General features: G+C 46.5%; 18 protein-coding genes and 2 tRNA genes. 8 read left to right on the forward strand and 12 right to left on the reverse strand.

Annotated features, from left to right (window positions below; translation table 11 throughout):
* Positions 1 to 207 precede the first annotated feature (207 nt).
* The gene (locus QOS03_RS03980; protein ID WP_283575421.1) at positions 208 to 954 is read right to left on the reverse strand and encodes an SDR family NAD(P)-dependent oxidoreductase; all 747 of its coding nucleotides are present in this window, start codon (positions 952 to 954) and stop codon (positions 208 to 210) included.
* A 173-nt stretch (positions 955 to 1,127) separates the two neighbouring features.
* On the opposite strand from QOS03_RS03980, the gene QOS03_RS03985 reads away from it, so the two are divergent.
* A complete protein-coding gene (locus QOS03_RS03985; RefSeq protein WP_272215031.1) occupies positions 1,128 to 1,601 on the forward strand; it encodes a nucleoside 2-deoxyribosyltransferase in 474 nt (157 codons plus the stop codon).
* A gap of 77 nt (positions 1,602 to 1,678) precedes the next feature.
* On the opposite strand, the gene QOS03_RS03990 is transcribed toward QOS03_RS03985, so the two are convergent.
* Positions 1,679 to 3,334, reverse strand: coding sequence for a malolactic enzyme (locus tag QOS03_RS03990; protein ID WP_283575422.1), 1,656 nt, complete (start codon positions 3,332 to 3,334; stop codon positions 1,679 to 1,681).
* 150 nt (positions 3,335 to 3,484) lie between these two features.
* On the opposite strand from QOS03_RS03990, the gene QOS03_RS03995 reads away from it, so the two are divergent.
* The gene (locus QOS03_RS03995) at positions 3,485 to 4,384 is read left to right on the forward strand and encodes a LysR family transcriptional regulator (protein ID WP_283575423.1); all 900 of its coding nucleotides are present in this window, start codon (positions 3,485 to 3,487) and stop codon (positions 4,382 to 4,384) included.
* Positions 4,385 to 4,421: 37 nt separating this feature from the next.
* Positions 4,422 to 5,900, forward strand: a complete 1,479-nt coding sequence (locus tag QOS03_RS04000) for an amidase (RefSeq protein WP_283575424.1) — start codon at positions 4,422 to 4,424, stop codon at positions 5,898 to 5,900.
* A 705-nt stretch (positions 5,901 to 6,605) separates the two neighbouring features.
* On the opposite strand, the gene QOS03_RS04005 is transcribed toward QOS03_RS04000, so the two are convergent.
* A complete protein-coding gene (locus tag QOS03_RS04005) occupies positions 6,606 to 6,824 on the reverse strand; it encodes a hypothetical protein (RefSeq protein ID WP_006501002.1) in 219 nt (72 codons plus the stop codon).
* 336 nt (positions 6,825 to 7,160) lie between these two features.
* Between QOS03_RS04005 and QOS03_RS04010 the strand changes: the two genes are divergently transcribed.
* On the forward strand, positions 7,161 to 7,919 hold the full coding sequence (locus QOS03_RS04010) for an SDR family NAD(P)-dependent oxidoreductase (protein ID WP_283575425.1): 759 nt from the start codon (positions 7,161 to 7,163) through the stop codon (positions 7,917 to 7,919).
* A gap of 70 nt (positions 7,920 to 7,989) precedes the next feature.
* Here the strand turns inward: QOS03_RS04010 and QOS03_RS04015 are convergent, their stop codons facing one another.
* From QOS03_RS04015 to QOS03_RS04025, 3 genes are all read right to left on the reverse strand, one after another.
* Positions 7,990 to 9,312, reverse strand: a complete 1,323-nt coding sequence (locus QOS03_RS04015; RefSeq protein WP_283575426.1) for a replication-associated recombination protein A — start codon at positions 9,310 to 9,312, stop codon at positions 7,990 to 7,992.
* 65 nt (positions 9,313 to 9,377) lie between these two features.
* Positions 9,378 to 10,181 carry a Cof-type HAD-IIB family hydrolase gene (locus QOS03_RS04020; RefSeq protein ID WP_283575427.1) on the reverse strand — a complete coding sequence of 268 codons (804 nt, stop codon included), beginning with the start codon at positions 10,179 to 10,181 and terminating at the stop codon, positions 9,378 to 9,380.
* 48 nt (positions 10,182 to 10,229) lie between these two features.
* Positions 10,230 to 10,967, reverse strand: coding sequence for a winged helix-turn-helix transcriptional regulator (locus QOS03_RS04025; RefSeq protein ID WP_169462211.1), 738 nt, complete (start codon positions 10,965 to 10,967; stop codon positions 10,230 to 10,232).
* Positions 10,968 to 11,122: 155 nt separating this feature from the next.
* On the opposite strand from QOS03_RS04025, the gene phoU reads away from it, so the two are divergent.
* The 4 genes from phoU (at position 11,123) to QOS03_RS04045 (ending at position 17,199) form a co-directional block, all read left to right on the forward strand.
* Entirely contained in the window at positions 11,123 to 11,860 is a 738-nt protein-coding gene (gene phoU / locus QOS03_RS04030; protein ID WP_283575428.1) for a phosphate signaling complex protein PhoU, read from the forward strand.
* A 292-nt stretch (positions 11,861 to 12,152) separates the two neighbouring features.
* On the forward strand, positions 12,153 to 13,010 hold the full coding sequence (locus tag QOS03_RS04035; RefSeq protein ID WP_283575429.1) for a patatin-like phospholipase family protein: 858 nt from the start codon (positions 12,153 to 12,155) through the stop codon (positions 13,008 to 13,010).
* A gap of 289 nt (positions 13,011 to 13,299) precedes the next feature.
* Entirely contained in the window at positions 13,300 to 16,212 is a 2,913-nt protein-coding gene (locus tag QOS03_RS04040) for a YfhO family protein (RefSeq protein ID WP_283575430.1), read from the forward strand.
* Between the two features lie 240 nt (positions 16,213 to 16,452).
* Positions 16,453 to 17,199, forward strand: a complete 747-nt coding sequence (locus QOS03_RS04045) for a potassium channel family protein (protein ID WP_283575431.1) — start codon at positions 16,453 to 16,455, stop codon at positions 17,197 to 17,199.
* 176 nt (positions 17,200 to 17,375) lie between these two features.
* Here QOS03_RS04045 and QOS03_RS04050 read toward each other — a convergent pair whose 3' ends face one another.
* The 6 genes from QOS03_RS04050 to QOS03_RS04075 all read right to left on the reverse strand — a co-directional run bounded on the left by QOS03_RS04050 (position 17,376) and on the right by QOS03_RS04075 (position 21,094).
* The gene (locus tag QOS03_RS04050; protein WP_283575432.1) at positions 17,376 to 17,762 is read right to left on the reverse strand and encodes a DUF956 family protein; all 387 of its coding nucleotides are present in this window, start codon (positions 17,760 to 17,762) and stop codon (positions 17,376 to 17,378) included.
* A 10-nt stretch (positions 17,763 to 17,772) separates the two neighbouring features.
* Positions 17,773 to 18,702, reverse strand: a complete 930-nt coding sequence (locus QOS03_RS04055) for a PTS system mannose/fructose/sorbose family transporter subunit IID (protein ID WP_169462225.1) — start codon at positions 18,700 to 18,702, stop codon at positions 17,773 to 17,775.
* A 20-nt stretch (positions 18,703 to 18,722) separates the two neighbouring features.
* On the reverse strand, positions 18,723 to 19,529 hold the full coding sequence (locus QOS03_RS04060) for a PTS mannose/fructose/sorbose transporter subunit IIC (protein WP_272215057.1): 807 nt from the start codon (positions 19,527 to 19,529) through the stop codon (positions 18,723 to 18,725).
* Between the two features lie 12 nt (positions 19,530 to 19,541).
* Positions 19,542 to 20,543, reverse strand: coding sequence for a PTS sugar transporter subunit IIB (locus tag QOS03_RS04065; RefSeq protein WP_283575433.1), 1,002 nt, complete (start codon positions 20,541 to 20,543; stop codon positions 19,542 to 19,544).
* 392 nt (positions 20,544 to 20,935) lie between these two features.
* Positions 20,936 to 21,010 (reverse strand) — tRNA-His (locus QOS03_RS04070).
* Between the two features lie 7 nt (positions 21,011 to 21,017).
* Positions 21,018 to 21,094, reverse strand: a tRNA-Tyr gene (locus QOS03_RS04075).

The following is a 21,094-nucleotide window of genomic DNA, read 5'->3' on the forward strand; positions in this document are numbered from 1 at the left end:
CGTTTAATTGCCATCTATTTTATCAGAATTAAAGCAGCTCAAAAAGAAGATGGCTGCTCAACAGTCCGCGCAAAAGTAGGCTCTGATGGCACAAGCTTCGTCAAATCAATAAAATTAAAAGATCATGGGCCGAACTGGTTCATGATCTTTTTACGTCTAAATACCTCAGGCGAATAATGATAATCAACCGCCTAGGCTCAGTCTTGATCAAGCCTGTTTTGGCTGGCCGGTACCAATCTCAAAACCAGCCGTCACGGGGATGTTCTCACCGGTAATCGCACTGGATACTTCCGTCGACATAAAGTAGACTGCCGCCGCAACCTCGCTTGGTTCCACGATGCGCTGCAACGGACTGTTTTGGCTAAAGCGCTCCTTCATTGTTTGAGGAAACATAGCCGTGTTGGTTGGACCAGGTGAAACGCTGTTAACGCGAATTCCAAGTGGTCCATAATCCATCGCCATGGCCCGCGTCATGTTGATAATCGCCCCTTTGGTAGCATTATAGGCCGTCATAGCGTAGTCACCGGCCATCCCTGAAACTGAGGCAATGTTAACGATCGTCCCAGCATGGCTGGCAATCATATCAGGCAAGAACGCCTTACTGATCAAAAAGGTACCACGCACGTTGACCGCGAAGACCCGTTCCCAATCATCCAGACTTGTTTCATGCAACCGACCCTTAACCACGATTCCGGCATCGTTAACCAATGCATCGATCGTGCCAAAGCGTTCAACAGCGAAGTCATGCAGTGCGGCAACGCTTTTTTCATCGCTGACATCGACTTGGCAAAAATCAATTGCGGCTCCAAATTCAGCTGCCAGCTCCGTTTTTACCGCTGTCCCCTTATCGGCATTGCGCGCGGCCATTATAACCTGCCAGCCATTCTGCAGAAAAAGCTTGGTCGCAGCCAGGCCAATGCCAGCCGTACCGCCAGTTATTAATACAGTTTTCATCATTTAGCCTCCTGTTCGTGCATATTTTTGGTGCATCGATTTCCTATAAATAATTATAACGCGTTTTATGGAACAAGTTGAAAACTGATGCCAATCCTTATTCTGCAAATTTATGGTAAAATAGACTTCTTGACTTAAGCAAAAATGAGTCGATTCTAATCAAGGGAGAGATAATGATGAGCAAAACCATTTATTTTTGCGCTGGCTGGTTTACTGATAAGCAAAACAAAGCCTATCAAGCAGCCATGACAGCAATCAAGCAAAACCCAACCATTGACGTCGAAAACAGCTATGTTCCTCTGCAGCATCAGTACAAGAACATTCGCGTCGATGAGCACCCAGAATACCTGCATGATAAGGAATGGGCCACGGCTACCTTTAAGGGCGACTGCTTAGGCGTCACTACCACCGACGCCACGCTGGCTGTTTATATTCCAGATGAAGAAGACGTTGGTATGGGAACCGAGATTGCTTGGGCAAAGGCGCACGGCAAGTATGTACTGCTGGTAATTCCTGATGAAGAATGGGGCAAGCCGATCAACCTGATGTCATGGGGCTTTGCTGACAACGCCATCAAAATGAGTGAGCTGGCCAGCTTTAATTTTAACCAGCCTTCGTTTAACTTTTATGAAGGAGCCGTCTACTAAAATTAATCAGAAACGGCAACAGCGTCAGATTCGGCTTAGTAAGCTTGAACCTGACGCTGTTTTTATTTTGAGTCATCTTATTTACGATAGTTTGCCAACAGCTGGTCAAACGGCTGGTACTCTGGCTGCCAGTGCATTGCCGCGACCGCTTGTTCCGCGCTGAGATCAGTCTGTGCCAAGCCCTGGTCAATTGCCGACTGGGCCACGGCAAGCGCAACTTTCTTGGAAAATTCAGTCAGCTGACTAACTGGCGGCAAAACCGGGGCCCCGGGAACCTTGACGTCAACTAAACCGCCAAGCGCATGAGCAGCTGCGGCCAGCATCTCATCATTGATGACCCGTGCATTAACGGCCAAAGCACCAAATCCTACGCCGGGATAGATCAAAGCATTGTTGGCCTGGCCGATCTGATAGTCGATGCCTTGGTATGCGACCGTAGCACTAGGAATTCCCGTTGCTACCAGGGCCTTGCCATTGGTCCATTTGATCAGTTCCTCTGGCATAGCTTCGATCTTTTCGGTTGGATTGGAGATTGGGAAAATGATTGGGCGGGCAGCATGCTTGGCCATCTCTTTAACGGCGACCTCGGTAAAAGCATTATGAACCGTTGATGTGCCAATCATTACCGTTGGCTGAACCGCTTTGATGATCGCAGTCAAATCCGTAAGCCTGCCTGCATCGGAAAACTCATCCCGTGAGCGGACAAACGCTTGCTGCTTAGGCGTAAGTCCTGGCGTATCATCAAAAAGCAGTCCTTGCCGATCCACCAGATAGAAATGCCGCTTAGCCTCCTTCGGGCTCAGTCCCTGCTTGATGAGCTCGTTGCACAGCATCTTAACGATTCCCATTCCGGCTGTGCCAGCACCAAACGTCAAGAAACGCTGCTCAGTGATTTTTTGACCAGAGATCTTAAGCGCCCCTAAAACACCTGCCAGCGCAATGATGCCAGTGCCTTGAATGTCATCGTTAAACGTCAGAATCCGATCCTGATACTTGTCCAGAATCCGAGCAGCCGTGCCGCGACCAAAGTCCTCAAAATGCAGCAGACTGTGAGGAAACAGCTTTTCAACCGCCTTTACAAAACGATCGATGTATGCAAAGTACTGATCACCCGTCAACCGCTTATGACGCGTTCCCAAGTACTCATCATCGGCCAGCAGCTGCTGATTATCTGTTCCCGCGTCAATTACGACCGGCAGTACCTGCTGTGGATCAATGCCGGCTGCTGCCGTATAGACCATGAGCTTGCCAACCGCGATGTCCACACCGTTAACGCCCCAGTCGCCGATTCCTAAAATACCTTCAGCGTCGGTAACGACAATCAGCCGAATATCGCGCTGATCAGCCGCGTTCTGCAGGCGTTGTTCAATCGTATCGGGATCGTCAATCGTCAGGTAAGCGGCATCTTGCGGCTGCATGAACCGTTCATTGTAGCGTTCGATCGCTTCGGCAATTACTGGATCATAGACGATCGGCATGAATTCATCAATGTGCCGAACCATCAGATTGAAAAACAGTGTCCGGTTATGATTGAAGATCTCCATTAAGAAATGACGCTTTTCAATCAGTGATCCCTTACTTTGGTACAGTGCATACATTTCGGCAGCTTGTTCATCAATCGTTTTGACACGGGGCGGTAAAAGGCCAATCAAGCCATATTTACGCCGCTCAGCTTCAGTAAAAGCCGTACCGCGATTTAAAAACGGATCATTTAGGATTTGAAATCCGCGCATTAGACTTCATCTTCTTTCAACAAAATTCATCTTTTATCTCTCATCTCGCAACCGATTATAAAAACCGACCAATCACATAGTCAAATATGCCCAAATCTATAAATTTTTTTGATATGATAAATTAAAATCCAATTATGGCGGTGATTCAGGTTGAATATTAAAGAATTATATTATTATCATGATTTGGTTAGAACCAAAAATTTTTCCCAGGTCGCAGCAGATTTCAATATCAGTCAGCCAACCGTAACCATGGCCATCAAACGACTTGAAGAAAGCTTTGGAACGACTTTTTTCATGCGTGATCGCTCGCATCATCAATTGAAGGTTACCAGTACCGGCCTTCAGTTTGACCAACACGTGCAGCGCGTGATTGAAGAGCTTGAGATTGCCCAAAAGGAGCTGACCCGTGCTAAACAGGAACGCATCAGCTTTGGTCTGCCGCCAATCATCGGCAGCTGGTACTTTCCCCGCTTCACTCCAGCGCTGTTGCAGGCGGGACTGCTTAATCAGCTGGAAGTCGTTGATCATGGTTCGGCCTCACTGCTGCGACTGCTGGCAAATGGCGAGCTTGATCTGGCATTGCTAGGATCGCTGCAGCCATTTCAACAGCCGAGTCTGCGAGCCCGTGTGATTGATAAGGCACCGATTAAAATTATCGTGGCAAAAAATCATCCTTTGGCAGCTTTTAAAGAGGGCGTATCATTTGTTCAAGCCGCGCAATATCCGTTTATCACGCTTGATGATGAATATGTCCATGCCCAGGCTTTCCGTCAGGCTGCGCATTTGGCTCGCGTACGTCCCAAAATCGTTTTTAAAACCAGCGACGTGCAGATTTTAAAAGCGTTGGTCGCGAACAATTCTGGGATTTCTTTTCTGACGGATCTGGCACTGGATGCCAATGATGGCTTGGTGGCCTTGCCCTTGACGGATGGTAGTCAGCCCGAGTTCATCATTTCACTGGCGGCTCGTGCCAATCGCCTGCTGACGCCCAACGCGCAAAGGCTATGGTCAATTCTGGAGACGCCGCTTAGTAAAGGGCCAATATATTAACAAACTGAATATTAACAAACTGAAAGGAGTGGTTTTAATGAATCTACTGACGTTGCCGGCCTACCGCTTAGCAGAAATGATTCGCCAACACCAGCTTACCAGTCGTGAACTGGTTGAAATGGCACTAGCTAAGATTCAAGCAGAAAATCCCACTCTTAATGCCGTTATTCACTTAAGAACAGAGGCAGCCTTAAAAGAAGCCGACCAGCTGGCAGATCATGGCCAGCCTTTTTTAGGCGTACCGCTGCTTTTAAAGGGGTTGGGTCAAAGATTGGCTGGCGAGCCTGATACTAATGGCAGCCAGCTGTTCAAAAAAGTTTGCGCCAATACGACCGATAATTTCGTTAAAGCTTTACAAAATGCTGGCTTTATTATCATCGGCCAGACCAATTTTCCCGAATTTGGCTATAAAAACGTTACTGATGCTGAGTTGTTTGGCCCAGCTCGAAACCCATGGAACGCTGCTTTTACTCCTGGCGGCTCATCAGGCGGGGCGGGCGCTGCCGTTGCGGCTGGTTGGGTTCCAATTGCAGCAGGAAACGATGGCGGCGGCTCAATTCGTATTCCAGCCAGCTGGTGCGGAACGATTGGTCTAAAACCAACACGCGGTCGTATGCCGGTTGGACCGGGCAGTTGGCGTTCCTGGCAAGGTGCATCAATCAATTTTGCGTTGACGCGTTCGGTTAAGGATACGGCGCTATTATTAGATACTTTGCAGACTGTACAAAGCAGTGCCGTCTTTCAAACACCCTTAAGCAAGCTGTTTAAGTCTGGCACGATGGAATTGTTGCCAACCCCACGGCTGAGAATCGGCTGGACCACAGTCTCCCCTGTTGATACGACAGTCGACGAAGATGCAACTCGGACGGTTTTGGATGCCGTTGACTTCTTGCAGCAAATGGGCTTTGATTGTCAGCCATATGAAGATCCAATTGATGGCCGTAGTTTGATCGACAGCTATTATCTAATGAATGAAGGCGAAACGGCAGCCATGTTTGCTCAGATCGAACACTCATTAAAACGTCCGATTGGTCCGGATGAGATTGAACTGGTTACCTGGGCACTGTGGCAAACCGGCAAAAACATCTCAGCCGCTGAATATATCACAGCCTTAAATGTTTGGGATAAAGCTGCAGCGTTGCATGATCAGCTCCATCAAAAATTTGACGTGCTATTGACACCCACAACCGCTACCCGTCCATATCGTATCAATGAGCCGCAGCATACTGCCGACTTTGACGAGCAGCTTAGACATATCGATCAGCTGGCACCAAAAGAACAGCAGCAGTTGATTTATGATCAATGGCTTGATTCGCTGAGTAAAACGCCATTTACCCAAGCAGCCAATCTGACTGGCGAACCAGCGATTTCTTTACCAACCCACATTAGAAAAGATGGCTTGCCCCAAGGTATTCAATTAATTGCCAATAAGGGGCGTGAACTGGATTTATTGCAGCTGGCTGCATTGTTTGAAGAACATAATCAATTTAAGATGCTGCATCCGACAATTGAATAAAATAAAGAGCCCATGAAACGCGTCAAGCATCCCATGGGCTCTTTTTGACTATGTCAGCAGTGGGACTCGAACCCATATTGACACCACTCAAACTAATTGATTCATTAAATTGATGAGTCGTCCTGGCATAACAGCCTGCGCATTGGTTTTCGTAGCTTAGCTTTGATAGTTGATTAGGCAACGTGCTCGACAAGGCTTAGCCATGACCCGTCGATCATAACCTCTTGTCGCTTTAACATGGCACGGGCTGGGATCAGTACCCACCATTTTTGGTCAGCATAAGCATTTTTCTACTGATTGTGTAATAGTAAAAGTCGCCTTGACCTACTCGAACCGGCCTCAATGCTTATAGCCACATCACTGCGGCATCACGGCGAACGTTTTTGGTGACGTTCCACTTTGGTTCTCAAGTTGTCGAGCCTGATTGACTGTGGATGGGATATTGCAAACGCGCATCGGGTCGTGCCTTAACTTATCAAAACCGCACTTGACTGACTAGGAACACGGCTTTTTTCACCGCGATCAAGACTCGCCACAAGCCTTAATGCTGGAAATCAGACAGCTATCGTTACCTAACGTCCTAGTTCATGGATAAGTCAGTCAGCTGAGCGACTCTATTAAAGTCTTATTCACCTTTTAGTTAATGTCAATAAAAAATCACCTGTCACAATGACAGATGATCCTTTAAATTGCATTATCAGAAAACTAAAAGTCAAACTGCAGCTTTTCCAACTTGCTCCAAGCGACATTTTTAGTTTCTTCAGTTGGTACGGCTTGACCGTCAACTGAAACGTTTGCTCGCCGCAGCAGTACTTTACCATCATTCAAAACCTTTTGAATCAGATAGGCTTGTGCACAGCGCCAATCGTTGATGCGAACCAGTACTGCATCGTTCATGGCCATTACGACTTCTTTTTTTGTCATAATATTCAATTCCTCTCTCTCTGATGATCAACGATATCCGGCAGTGATCATCAAGCTGCTGCTCCTAAATCAAAACAAATCTTTGATTCAATTGCATTTATGGATATCGAGAACAAATTATTCCACTTTTAAGATTGAAAGTCAAACTAATACGGAAGATACATATAAATCTTAATTATGGTCGCGGTTTGATAAAGCCGATGGATGATTTGTTTGCTATTTTTTGGGGGCTTTAGTTAAGGTAAATTATCACTTGTCGATTAAAATCAAGTCATCATTGTCTTAATTTGGGACTATAATTGACTCAATACTAGACTTTAACTTTAAGGGGGAATCGTGACGCGCTATGACTATGATGGTAAAAACGTAATCGTCACTGGGGCAACTGGTGGTATTGGCAAAGAAGTCGCCAAGGGTGTCATTGCTGGCGGCGGCTCGGTAGCAGTAATTGGTCTGAAGTTTGACGATGCGGTGAAAGTTGCAGCTGAGCTGGGTGAACATGCCCGCCCCTACGCCATGGACCAGAGCAATCGTGATGAGGTCGCAACTGTCTTCAAACGCATCCTTAATGACTTTGGCCGCATCGATACTTTAATCAACGTGGCTGGGATCATCAGTGCCAAGTCGTTTGATGAATTGTCGCCAGCCGAATGGGATCATACGCTAGCCGTCAATCTTACCGGACCTTTCAATACCGTTCATGCTATCTGGGAACATTTTAAAAGCAATGGCGGCGGCCGAATCGTCAATGTTTCTTCCGTAGCCGGCAAAATCGGTGGCGGTTTGTTGGGAACAACGGCCTATGCATCATCGAAGGCTGGTTTGAACGGCTTTACCAAGGCAATTGCTAAAGAAGGAGCTAAGTATGGCATCTATGCCAACGCGGTCTGCCCTTCCTTTACCCACACTGGCATGACGTCCGCATTGGAAGCTGATCCCGAAAAAAGACAGCGAGTTTTAAACATGATTCCACTTGGCCGTGGTGCGGCGCCTGCTGAAATCGCGCAGATGATTCTGTTTTTCGGCTGTGACGCGGCCAGCTTTATTACTGGCGAGGTTGGCGACTGTGACGGTGGCATCGTCATGGATGGCTAGTTGGCTATAAATCTAAATTAAAACGCATCAAAAATAGGCACCCTACTGCTTGAGCGGAGTGCCTATTTTATTAATAATCATGGCTGCGGTGCTGATTTTTCCATTGCTTAATCTGATGCAAGCGGCGCTTAAAGCGAATCTCGTTGCCCTGCTCAGTTGGATAATAGTATTGATGGCCGATTAGATTTTCTGGCATTGTCTCCATCGTCGTCAGCTTGGCGGCCGTGTCATGGGCATACTGGTAATCTTTGCCATAGCCCAGTTCTTGCATCAGTTTGGTGGTGCCATTGCGTATCTGGAGCGGTACCGGCTCATTGGCTGTATTTTTGACGTCATCGACAACTTTTTGCGTAGCTTCATAAACGGCATTGGACTTAGGCGTAGTCGCCAGATAGATTACGCATTCCGTCAAGTGGACGTTGCATTCTGGCATCCCCAAGAACTGACAAGCTTGATAGACATTAACCGCGACATTTAACGCATTGGTATCAGCAAGGCCAACATCCTCACTGGCAAAGCGTACCAAACGTCGGGCAATGTATAATGGGTCCTCACCGCCATCCAGCATTCGCGTCAGCCAATAGATAGCCGCGTCAACATCGGAATTGCGCATGGATTTATGCAACGCCGAGATCAGGTTATAGTGTTCTTCGCCCTTTTTGTCGTATTTAAGCGTTTTATGCCCAAGCAGCTGCTCCAACAGATTGTCTGCTGCCGTAAACCGACCATTTTCATCAAGCGTGCCGTTGTCAACCAGCATTTCCAGTGTGTTGAGGGCCGTGCGCGCATCGCCATCCGCAAAAATCGCCACCTGTTTCAATAAGCGGTCATCAATTTGAATGGGACGCGAAAACCCAGTCCGAGTCGCGCGCTGCAGCATCTTTTGCAGATCATCAGTCGACAGCGGCTGCAGCACAAAGACCCGACAGCGCGAAAGCAGAGCTGAATTAATCTCAAATGATGGATTCTCAGTCGTCGCGCCAATCAATACGATGCTGCCATTCTCAACGTAAGGCAAAAACGCATCCTGCTGTGCTTTGTTGAAACGATGAATCTCATCGACAAATACGAGCGTCCGCTGTCCATAATCAGCATTTTGCTGTGCTTGGGCCATAATCTCTTTAATTTCTTTGATGCCACTGGTAACGGCGCTGAATGAGATGAATTCTGACTTGGTATGCCGAGCAATGACCCGCGCTAAGGTCGTCTTGCCCACGCCAGGCGGTCCCCAAAGAATCATGGAAGGCACGCGATCAGCATCAATCAAGCGACGCAGCATCTGATTGGCTCCCAAAAGATGCTGTTGGCCAACGATCTGATCCAGAGTCTGGGGCCGCATGCGACTAGCCAATGGTTCTTGTTTTGGTTGTTCAAAAAGCGATTCTTGATGCATTAGATCACCTCTAAAAAAGCCTTCCGCATGACAAACATACAAAAGGCCGCTTATATTTGAATTGATTACAGATAGGATTGCAGAACATGCAAAACGGCATCATGATTATTGTCTTCATCAGCCGTAAAATCAGCCGCCAGTTTGACGGTTTTGCTGGCATTCTGCATTGCCCAACTGACTCTGGCCATTTTAAGCATGGTGACGTCATTGCCGCCATCACCAAACGCCACCAGATCATCAGCCGTCAGCTGCCATTGAGCAAGCATCCTTTGCAGCGCCTGGGCCTTATCAACGCCAGGAATCGTTAAATCAACTGAGCCATTGCCACTTGGCGTAATCTTTAACCGCTTGCCAAACTGGCTGCGTAAGGCCTCTAGCTGTTCTTTCAGTTTGTCTGGCTCAACGACAAACGATATTTGATAGAAACGATCGGCGGGCAGCTGCTTGAAATCATCTATCAAAACATGATTGGGAAAATAGAACTGTAGTCGCTTTAACTGCGATGCTGAAACGTTTGGCGAGATATAGCCGTGCTGATGACCAGAAAGTGACGGTACCATGTCCATTTTGTCGACCATAAACGGAATCAGTTCGCTAACTACCGTGGGATCCATGGTCTGCACCACCAGCTCCTCGTCATGGTCAATAATATGCGCGCCGTTTTCACTGATAAAAGTCAGCTGTTCATGACGAGTTGGAAAGTATTTCAATAGACACTCATACTGATCACCGCTGGCCACGACGACATGCACATCTTGCGCCAACAATCGATCCAACAGCGGGCTGAACAATTCGCGATCAAACGTCTTATCATCGCGCAGAAACGTGCCATCCATGTCAAAAGCGACCACTTTAAAAGGAAATGCCATTTTCTTCTCCTTTAAATTATCGTTTATGACAATTATGACACAGAAAGGCTACTTATCCAAATGAGCCGTATCAAAAAGATAGCCAAAGCCGCGCGCAGTCTTGATCCATTCTGGATTGTGCGGATCTTTTTCTATTTTATCGCGCAGATGGCTAATATGGATGTCAACCATGCGGGAAGTACCTAAAATATCATAGTTCCAAACGCCATTCAACAATTGTTCACGGCTGATAACCTGATTGCGATTGTCATATAGGTATTTTAGCAGCTTAAACTCTTTGGGCGTTAAAATCACCTTTTGATCATTCACATAGGCACAGCGATGATTAAAATCAAGCCTTAAATTGCCAATCGTTACGTCATCACGTTGCGGTCGCCGCGGCTTATCGGCTGTCGACTGTTCTACGTTTAACTGATCATAAACCCATAAGCGCTGTCTGATCAGCGGCACCAACAGCTCAGCATCATTAAGCGATCTTGGCAGGCAGTCATCGGCATGAAAACGAAACAGCTTGCGACGAACCTTAGGCTTAAATGCTTCACCCATAATAATAATCGGACCATTCATCATCTGACGCATGACGTCCAGCGTTGCTAAAATCGTATCCAATGGCGTAGCGTCAAAATCCCATAGAATACCACCGTATGGGTGTTTTTTTATTTTAGCAACCCCTTCTACCGCGGTGGTCGTCTGGTGCAGCAGCCAACCCTCATCCGCAAACGCAGCGGCAATTGCTCCGTATAAAGCCATATCTTTGCTAATGAGCAGAAAGTGTCGCTGCTCCATGATTTTCCATCCCCTTTTCTCTTCCAAGTCTAATTAAAACGCAATGTTTACAAAATTTCGATAAATTCCGATGATTTACGCTATATTTACACATTTTTTACATTAGACAAGTATAGTAGTCAAAGAAAAAAAGCCCCATAAAGGAGAGAGATCATATGAACGAGATTTTTAACGATGAGCTAAAAAAACTACGTGGCCGGTTTATGGAAATGGGGATCAACACCTCCGAACAGATTTATAAGGCAACCAAGGCGTTCATTGATCGCGATGTGGCACTAGCCAAAGAAGTCGGCGAAAACGACCGATTGATCAATGATGGCGAAACCTACCTGGAAAAGCACGCCTTTAAGCTGATGAACATTCAAAAGCCAAAAGAAAACGAGTTTCGTTCAATCATGAGCATCCTAAAAGCCAGCTCAGATCAGGAACGAATGGCTGATCACGCCTCTCATATCGCCAGAGACGCCATCCGTATTAAAGATATGGACCAACACTGGCCCGACATCGAAAACAACATCGCCGAAATGGCCGAAACCGTGCGTCATATGTTGGAAAAGGCTCTCGATGCCTATGTCTACACTGACGAACAGACCGCCTATTCCGTTGCCAATATGGATCTGGAAGTCGACAAGCAGTACGTTCAGGTACATGAAAAAATCATCAATCAGATGCATAATCGTCCTGAACTGATCAAAGACGGCAGCCACTACATCACCGTTATTCATTTACTGGAACGGATTGGCGATCACATCGTCAACCTTGTTGAATGGGTGATCTACGCGGCAACCGGCAAAATCACGGAACTCAACCCCGGCAAAGCTGATCCGGAACTGGTCAATCGCGAGCTGCAAAAACAAGCCGAAGAACAAGAAAAAAAGCAACCACAAAATTAAGCCGCTGACCGCAAAGAAACTTAAAATCAGCTCAATCGCTTAGCTACTTTGTAATAATAGTAATGCCTCAGTGCAATCGCTTAGCTACTTTGTAATAATAGTAATGCCTCAGTGCAATCGCTGACTGGCAGTTCAACCGCTGGAAATCGGCAGCAAGTTGATTTTCGGCGTTTTTTCTTACGCTCTTTTTACCTCTTTACTGTTCATTAATTTTTGAGATTACGACAATATGTTATTATAATCATACCTAATTCGATTATTCGATTAATCGTATGAAGAGAGAGGGATTGCTATGCTTTATAATGCTGCGCTGGTTTTAGAAGGTGGGGCTTTTCGCGGTCAATATACGGCCGGCGTTTTGGACTGTCTGCTCAAGCACCACATTGAGTTTAAAAGCGTGATTGGCGTTTCGGCAGGTGCTTTATGCGGCGCCTGCTACGTTGCCAAACAATATAACTATGTCAACCATGTCAACACCAGCTACCGCCACCATTCCGACTACGTTTCACTTAAGCGTGGTCTGCGTCATGAGGATATTTTGAACCTGGACTTTTTGTTTGACGATCACGGCTGGGACTGGCATCAATTTGATCATGCTGCCTATGAGCGCTCAGCATCTAGTTTTACGGCGGTTGCTACTTCAATCGAAAATGGTAAGCGCGTTGATTTTGTCAACTATCGCGGCGATGGATTGGTAACTGCCCTGAAGGCATCTTGTTCCATGCCGTTTTTGGTTGAGCCCCAGCAGACTGATCAAGGCCCATGTCTTGATGGTGGGATTGCTGATTCGATTCCAACCGATCTAGCCAAAGAGCAAGGCTTTGACAAGATTGTCGTTGTCAGAACCCGTGAGGCATCCTATCGTAAAAAGCTTTCCAGTTCCCTGGTCAAGGCACTTTATCATCGGCAGTACAAAGATTACCCTATTTTTGCCGAAGAAGGCATCAATCGGCCTGAAGTATACAATCATCGTTGCGATGAGATCGATGCCGCATTTGAAAATCACGAGCTTTACTGCATTACACCACAAGAGTCGGTCAAGGTCAGTCGCTTTGAAAATAATGTCAAAAAGCTGGCTGGCTTCCATGACGAGGGCATGATCGAAATGGAACAGCAATTGCCTGATTTGCTGAACTATTTGGCCGACTGATATATCTTAATCAGCTTTGCATAGACAAAATGAATTTCTAAATTATGAAAGTCGCTGATCAGGCGGCTTTTTTATGTCTTCATAATTGATTGGTGGCGTTGTTTTTAAAGTAAATTTTAACAAATATCTATGATCCGAGTATCCAACAAACGGACTGAGATTCGCATTTGATAGTGATCTTTATCATCAACCTGATTTTTCGTACCATAATCTTAAGAATTTTGTTGAGTCTCACTTTTGGCAACTATAGTAAAATAGATTGGTATTATCTAACTAAGGGGTTAACAAGATGAACTTTTCATTTGAAAAGCGTGATCATCGCATGCTGTATCTCAAATACACGCTGATGTTTGTTCTGATCGCGCTGTGCATGTTCGGCAGCTATGCGATTACCGGACATACATTAATCTGGAATAAGGATGCCCTCAACCAACACGTTCCGTTGCTCGGTGAATACCGAAAAATCGTGCTGGGCTGGCTCCATCATCCAACGCGCTCGCTAAATTGGTGGTCGTGGAACATGGGGCTGGGTACCGATACCTTCCAGGTTTTTTCGTATTATACGATTGGCGACGTGTTTGCCTATCTAGCCTTATTGTTTCCGGCTGCTAAACTGACGCTGGCCTATCAAGTTATCACCGTTGTCAGAACATATTTTGTTGGACTAACGTTTTGCTGGTTTGCTGGCCACTTTTCTTTTCGGGATCACGTCATCTTAGGCGGCACCGTGGTCTACATGGTCAATTCATACTTACTCTATGCCAGCATCGCGCAGCCGTTTTTTATGACAACGTTTATTCTGTTCCCGATTTTAGTCGTTGAGCTTGAACGTGTTTTACAAGGCGGCTCGGCTTGGCCATTAGCACTTGCCTTTTGGTGGATGCTGGTCAACAACTATTACCTGGCTTATGTGTTGGGGATTGGGACCTTTATCTATCTGGTGCTGCGTGTGGCTACAAATTACCGGCGGACGCTAAACTATGGTAAAACGCTGGCTAAGCTGGCTTTTGCCACAATCACCAGTATTTTGTGTGCAGCTTGTTTGTTGGTACCTGAGATTATGGCCGTCATGAACTCTACGCGAGCCGGGGCTGAATTTGCCAATGGGCTGAAGCATTATCCACTTTACTACTATTTGTTTTTGCCCAAGCAATTGATCAATGGTGACCAGTGGACGTTTATGTTCTGGTCGGCACTGGGACTGGTTAGCATCGCTTTTATCGCCATCGTTTATCTTTACACGCGGGCACGCCAGTTTCCACTGTTGTCGATCAGTCTAGCAATGGCATTGATTATGCTGCTGATTCCGGCAGTTGGGGCATTTTTCAATGGTATGATGGCCGCATCAAACCGTTGGACGCTTTTGATCTATTTACCAATTGCAATGTCGGTCTGCCTGCTTTTACAAAATGCTACGCAGCTTGATCGGCACACGCTTTGGATCTTAACCTGCGCGACAGGCATCTATCTTTTGGTCTTGGTAGTAACCTATATTTTCCAAAACGACACGACCATGTTCATGCCAATCATCTTTTTGATCATGTCACTTTTGATGATCTGGATCATGAATCTGCATGGCACGCCGCATCCCGATCGCTGGCTGGTTGCGATCATTCTCGCCAATGCCGCCTGCAACGCTTTGTACGTCGGCACGCCTTATAACGGTAATTTTGCCAACAGTACGCTGGTTCGCGGCCAATATCAGTCAATTGCCAAGAATCGCTATGGCGGATTGGAACAAGGCTTAAACGATGGCTCGTTCTTTCGGGTCTCAACGATCTCTGGCAATCAGATCACTACTGGCGGTCTGTTGGACAATGATCTGACTTCTGGTATGCATAACATCGATTCGTACTATTCGCTGCAAAATAAATACCTGGGTCAGTTCAGCACCTCGCTGCAAAATACCCAATATGAAGCCAACGTACCATTGCGCCAGGTTGATGATCGAACCGTTTTAAACAACTTCTTGGGCGTCAAGTATCTGTTCGTGCAGAGCAACAGCAGCAATGCCAACAAGATTCCTGGCGGCTACTTCTTAAGTGCCACTACCGAACCCAAGATCAACTATGACGTGGGTCAGCCAAGCAATCCAACCGATAAGACGCAGCTGATCCCAACGACGACCAACCGTTACCAGACCAATAACGCATTCCCACTGCTCTATTGGCAAGATTCCTACATCAGCAAAAAAGCCTACCAAAAGCTTTCGCCAACTGCTAAGGAACGCGCCCTGGCCAGTGGGGTTACGGTCAGCTCTAAAAATACCAACGCCACTAGTGGTATGAAGCCGGCCAACTTAAAGGGCAACGTCATTACGCTGAAGTCGCAGTTGGTTTCCAACCGATTGAACAAGATCAAATCATCTGGGCTTAAATATACCGACAGTCTGGAAACCTACCAACTGCAGCTGCCTCAGTTGGCAAGCAAGGCCTTCAAAAAGAAGCTCAAAAACAGCGAACTGCATGTTGAATTTGCTTCCATTAAGTATCAGCCATTTTCAATGAAACAGCAGATTGCCTATGAGCAAAAGCATGCTGAGCAGCAGTCCACCAATCCTGGCGATATCGTCAACTATCGATTTAACCAGTACAAATTCTGGCGCTACCACATTTTAAATGGCTCCCCAGACATGAGCTATGCGATTAAGATCTCCAGTCGTCTGGGTACGGAGGCCTTAGAACAGCCTAAGCAAAGCAAGCTGTCGTTTTTCAAGCTGGTTAAAAACGGCACGATGAATATCGGCTACTTTACTAAAGGAATGCCCTCTTCTTTGACTTTCAAACCTTCTAAGCTGGGAATCTATCAGTGGCAGTATCAAGTAGTTGCCGAAAAACTGGGAACCAAATACAATCAAGAAGTGCGTCAGATTCAAAAACACGCGCTTAAAAACGTTAAATTCAAGCGCAATCAGCTCTCAGGAACGATTACGACTTCGCGGGTCGGTATTCTGACTTCTTCGATTCCCTATTCAACCGGTTGGACGGCGACCGTTGATGGTAAAAAGACTGCCTTGCTGCGGACCAACCAAGCTTTTGTCGGTCTGCGCCTGTCTGCGGGAACTCATCGCGTTGTCCTGCACTACCACGTACCAGGTTTGGCTCTAGGCTGTAAGATCAGTCTGGTTGGTTTGATCTGGATGCTTTTAGCAGTAATTGGCACTTGGATTTTCAAGCGACGGGCTAGTCGAAAAGCTGCTTAAAGATTTGAAATTTCAAATTTTTATCGAATTGAATCATAAAAGAGGCATCCAACTTGAGGTGCCTCTTTTCTTTATGCCCCACATGCATGGGGAATAAAGTAAAAACGCTCCTTAGCTAACCTTATAATAGATCCTTACTTTCACTACCCATTTTCCTACCAATTTTTTGCAAATCATTGTCACTCTTCTTCAAACGAATTATCATTAAAGTAACTATTATTACTATTGGGAAAATTGACTATGAATCCTCGCAAACACAAAATTCTGTTGCTCTATCAGCTGTTTATTGCACTGATCGCTTTAATTTCAATTCTGTTGCTACTGTTTGACTGCGCTCACGCCATTAATCTCAGCCAAGCGCCCTACGTTTGGATTGATCGCAGTATCTGGGCAATCCTGGTGATTGACTACTTTACGCGTCTGGCAATTGCAAAAGATAAAATTCTGTTTTTCAAGAAAAATATCTGGGATCTGCTTTCAATCATCCCGACCAACTCAATCTTTACGCTGTTCCGTTTTGCTCGGGTCGCCCGCGTCTTTCATATGCTGCGCGTTTTACGGCTTTTACGCTTGGTCGGCCTGACGGTACGCTTAAAACGATTCTTTCACACGGATGGCCTGATCTACTACCTTTACCTCAGCTGCGGAATTCTTTTTATTGCAGCCGGTATGTACAGCATCTCAGAAGGCGTTTCATTTTCCACGGCCTTTTGGTGGGCTTTAACGACCGTTTCAACCGTGGGCTATGGCGACGTCTCGCCGACTACGCTCTGGGGACGGATTGCCGCGGTTTTGCTGATGGTTGTAGGCGTCAGCATCATTGGGCTTTTGACCAGCACGATCACGACCTACTTTCAGCCGACCAACCCACATGAGGTTACCAAAAAAGAAATCGCCAAGCTGCATGCCGAAAACAGGCGGCTGCATCAAGAACTGATGGAAATCAAACAGCTGTTAAAAGATCAACAGCATCACGACACCAAATAGCAATGCAATTAATTAAGGGTCCACACTATCAGGTATTGGTAATCATCAATGCCTGATTTTTTCATAAAATGAGGGCAAGTTCTCTTCAATTCCCCGCGGACCTGACCCAATATACATAAAGCGCCTCAAGACCATTAAACCGGTCCTGAGACGCTTTTTCTCTTTTGCCAATCATATCAGCCATTTTGCTTATGGCTTGCACGCATTCCTTGCCAGCCACGCTTGAGTTTTTGCGTAAACGTCAAGGCGCGGACCATATGCTTGGGATCGACGTGATTGCGAACGGCACGCAGCGTTGCTTTGGCATCCTTAGCGGCAAAGATAAACTCGCCGTTATGTCGGGTTCGAATCGTAAAGCGTGGAATCCAATGCCCGCCGAATACCAACGAGGCAATTACCAAGTCAATCTCATCCCAAGGAATCTGAATAAACTTGCGCACGTCGCGATCATCGTAAAACTCAAAGCCCCGATCGCCAATCATGATCTTGCCATATGATACTGGTCCCATAAATGAAGTCCCGTCCGTAACGTATTCAACTTTGGCATTGATTGATTCAACCATTTTTCTCACCTTACAGCAGGCCGCAGACGTGACCCAAAATACCTAAGACAAACAAGCCAATGATGATGACGATTGGTGAAACCCGCTTTTTAAGCAGCCACATACAAAGGAACGTCAACAGCAGCCCCGCCAGACCAGGAATCAATTGGTCCAGGTTATCCTGCAGCGTCGTAACCTTGTAGCTGGTCAGCGACAGTCCTTTACCCATATTCCACTCAGTCAATACTTTTTGAACTGAGTGCATGTTGTTTGGCAGACTGCTCCAGTCAATGTAGGCACCTTTTTGCAATGGGGTCTTAGAAACCACTGGCGTAAACTTGATCGTAACCCAACGCTCAATCAGGGTTCCTAAGATAAACATCCCCATCATGGCCGCGCCACGCGTTACTTTTTGCAGCAAGCCACCTGAAACGTCATCGGTGATCTTAGAACCGGCATGATAGCCAAATTCCTGCGTGTACCACATAAAGGCAATCCGCAATGCGTTCCAGATCAAGAAGAACAGGATTGGACCAACGACATTGCCTGAGATCGCCATTGAGGCCCCCAGACCGGCAATAATTGGCCGCGCCGTGTACCAGAACACTGGGTCACCGACACCGGCCAGTGGTCCCATCATCCCGACCTTAACACCGGAAATGGCAACGTCATCAACGGCTGCCCCATTGGCCTTGTCTTCTTCAAGAGCCAGGGTAACCCCGATAATTGGCGAGGCCAGATATGGGTGGGTGTTAAAGAATTCCAAGTGCCGCTTCAGTGCCGCTGCCTGATCATCTTTGTTCTTGTAAAGCTTCTTGATGGCAGGAATCATTGCATAAGCATACCCACCATTTTGCATACGTTCATAGTTCCATGATCCTTGGATGAACGTTGAGCGCCAGCAGACGTCCCAGCGATCACGCTTGGATAATTTAATCTTGTTTTCCTTCTTATCTGCCATAATCAGTCGCTCCCTTGATTTTAATAGTCATCCAAAATATCACCCAATGGATCGCCGGTATCACTGCCTGATCCACCATTGCTGCCAGAACCGCCCTTGGATTCCAAAGACAGGTACATCAGCGTCAAGGCCAGACCAATGGCACCAATTGCGATCAAGGTAAGCTCAGAAACTGCCGCCAGAGCAAAACCAATCATAAAGAATGGCCAAACCTCACGACTGGCAATCATGTTGATAACCATGGCGTAACCAACGGCAACCACCATGCCACCACCGATCGTCATCCCATCAGTCAACCAAGCAGGCATCGATCCCAAAAAGGCGCGAACGGCACTGGCTGGCACAAACAGCATGGCAGCAGCTGGAATAGCGATCCGCAGCCCTTGCAGACTAACGGCCAGCATCTGCCACATGTCAACGCCACGGAAGTTTGCTTTGGCGGCTTCTTTGTCCATGATGTGAATAATTGCAACGGAAATCGTCCGTACGATCATTGTTAAGAATAAGCCGGCAACCGCCAAAGGAATGGCAACCGCGATTGCAGTCCCAATCTGCTTGATCTGACCACCACTTTGAATAAAAATAATCGTTGAAGCAACAGCTGCCAAGGCTGCATCTGGAGCAACGGCAGCACCGATGTTGGCCCAGCCCAATGCGATCATCTGCAGCGAACCGCCCAGCATCACGCAGGGAACCAGATGGCCAGTTACTAAACCAATCAATGTGCAGGCAATCAGTGGCTGGTGGAACTGGAATTCATCCAAGACACCTTCCATACCAGCCAAGAATGCCACAATCACAACTAAAATCATTGAAATCGCAGACATAATCAAAACCCCTTAATTCTTTTGTTCATCGATCAGCTTTTGGGCCTTTTCCAGCAAAGCATCCATATCCTCGGCATTGCTGGAAGGTACCTTCTTGACCACGAACTTGATTCCCAGCTGCTTAAGCTTCTTAAAGGTGTCAACATCTTCTTGATTCATGGCCAGAACCTGGTTGACGTTGACCTTGCCCTCCGAATAAGCCATTGAGCCAATATTGAGCTCTTTAATGCCGACACCGCCTTCAATGACTCGTAAAGCATCCTCAGGCGTTTCAAACAGCAACATGGCTCGTGTATTGCCGAAGCGCGGATCTTTGTCGACCTTGATCATCTTGGCGATTGGCACCGTATTGGCATGAACGCCGGTTGGTGCCGCTTGCTTAATCATGTTCTTGCGCAGCTTGTCTTTGGCAACATTATCCGAAACAACGATAATGCGGTTCGGGTTGGTTGCCTTGGTCCAGCCAGTTGCAACCTGACCATGCAGCAATCGTGAATCAACCCGTGCCAAAACGTATTTAATCTTACCATCGCCGATGACGGTGCCTTCTGGAATCGCACCCTTGGCAACCGGCTTGGCATTGCTTGGCGCAGCTGGTGCCTTAGTTTTTGGCATCAGCTCTTCTGGCAAGGTCTTGATGCCATCTTTGGCCGTTTCAACGATGTGGGTGGCAATCTCTCTGGCCGAATTCATAGTCATCCGCGATGCCAAGGCTTCAATAACCATTGGCAAGTTCATGCCCGTTACGATGGCCCATGTATCTTTATGCTGTTCAAACAGGCTGGAGGCTTGATTGAATGGCGTACCACCCCACAAGTCAACTAAAAACAAAACCTGTTCTTGATCTGAAAAGTCTTTAATGGCTTCTTCAAGCTTGGCATGGATATCATCCGGCCCCTCATCCGGTTTTAAAATCACATGTGCCACGTCTTGCTGCTGACCAAAGATCATCTCAGCCGATTGATTGATCCCGTCTGCAAAGCCACCATGACTCGTTAATACAATTCCTACCATATGAATCCCTCGTATCACTATCAAATAATTCCAATTGATCTACAGTTTGACCACAGCTTATTAAAAGCCTCTGATCTGAAGTAAATATTCATCACTTCCCATCGCAAAATCCCACTTGCTTATACTATGTAAGCGTGTTCTTATACAATTTACCATCTCTGTCTTAATTTGACAATCTTTCATCAAACGTCCAATTAAGTTTAAGATTCTCTAAAGACCCAGTAAATAAGGGATGACGGTTTCTCATTAATCTTTAAAAAATATTTTCTGCAATCGGTTGTATTCAAAAAAACATCGATTGCAGTCTTTAGGATTGTATCTTTTGACGTTTTATTCATTACAGTATGCAAAAAGACCATGTTCAAAATTAATTGAACATGGTCTTTAACAGAGGCGGTATGTGGGATTCGAACCCACGCATGTCGGACCCACAAACCGATGTGTTAACCAAACTTCACCAATACCGCCATAAAGTGGAGGAGGGTGGATTCGAACCGCCGAACCCGAAGGAACGGTTTTACAGACCGTCGCGTTTAACCACTTCGCTACTC

It is taken from the genome of Limosilactobacillus pulli (genome assembly GCF_947381555.1).
Taxonomy (GTDB): domain Bacteria; phylum Bacillota; class Bacilli; order Lactobacillales; family Lactobacillaceae; genus Limosilactobacillus; species Limosilactobacillus pulli.

Coding starts and splice junctions, on each gene's coding strand:
- QOS03_RS04065 (WP_283575433.1), bottom strand. CDS start 20,543: ATGGTAGGAATTGTATTAACGAGTCATGGTGGCTTTGCAGACGGGATC.
- QOS03_RS04045 (WP_283575431.1), top strand. CDS start 16,453: ATGAATCCTCGCAAACACAAAATTCTGTTGCTCTATCAGCTGTTTATT.
- QOS03_RS03985 (WP_272215031.1), top strand. CDS start 1,128: ATGATGAGCAAAACCATTTATTTTTGCGCTGGCTGGTTTACTGATAAG.
- QOS03_RS04035 (WP_283575429.1), top strand. CDS start 12,153: ATGCTTTATAATGCTGCGCTGGTTTTAGAAGGTGGGGCTTTTCGCGGT.
- QOS03_RS04015 (WP_283575426.1), bottom strand. CDS start 9,312: ATGCATCAAGAATCGCTTTTTGAACAACCAAAACAAGAACCATTGGCT.
- phoU (WP_283575428.1), top strand. CDS start 11,123: ATGAACGAGATTTTTAACGATGAGCTAAAAAAACTACGTGGCCGGTTT.
- QOS03_RS03980 (WP_283575421.1), bottom strand. CDS start 954: ATGAAAACTGTATTAATAACTGGCGGTACGGCTGGCATTGGCCTGGCT.
- QOS03_RS04005 (WP_006501002.1), bottom strand. CDS start 6,824: ATGACAAAAAAAGAAGTCGTAATGGCCATGAACGATGCAGTACTGGTT.
- QOS03_RS04055 (WP_169462225.1), bottom strand. CDS start 18,702: ATGGCAGATAAGAAGGAAAACAAGATTAAATTATCCAAGCGTGATCGC.
- QOS03_RS04000 (WP_283575424.1), top strand. CDS start 4,422: ATGAATCTACTGACGTTGCCGGCCTACCGCTTAGCAGAAATGATTCGC.
- QOS03_RS04060 (WP_272215057.1), bottom strand. CDS start 19,529: ATGTCTGCGATTTCAATGATTTTAGTTGTGATTGTGGCATTCTTGGCT.
- QOS03_RS03990 (WP_283575422.1), bottom strand. CDS start 3,334: ATGCGCGGATTTCAAATCCTAAATGATCCGTTTTTAAATCGCGGTACG.
- QOS03_RS04040 (WP_283575430.1), top strand. CDS start 13,300: ATGAACTTTTCATTTGAAAAGCGTGATCATCGCATGCTGTATCTCAAA.
- QOS03_RS04020 (WP_283575427.1), bottom strand. CDS start 10,181: ATGGCATTTCCTTTTAAAGTGGTCGCTTTTGACATGGATGGCACGTTT.
- QOS03_RS04050 (WP_283575432.1), bottom strand. CDS start 17,762: ATGGTTGAATCAATCAATGCCAAAGTTGAATACGTTACGGACGGGACT.
- QOS03_RS04025 (WP_169462211.1), bottom strand. CDS start 10,967: ATGGAGCAGCGACACTTTCTGCTCATTAGCAAAGATATGGCTTTATAC.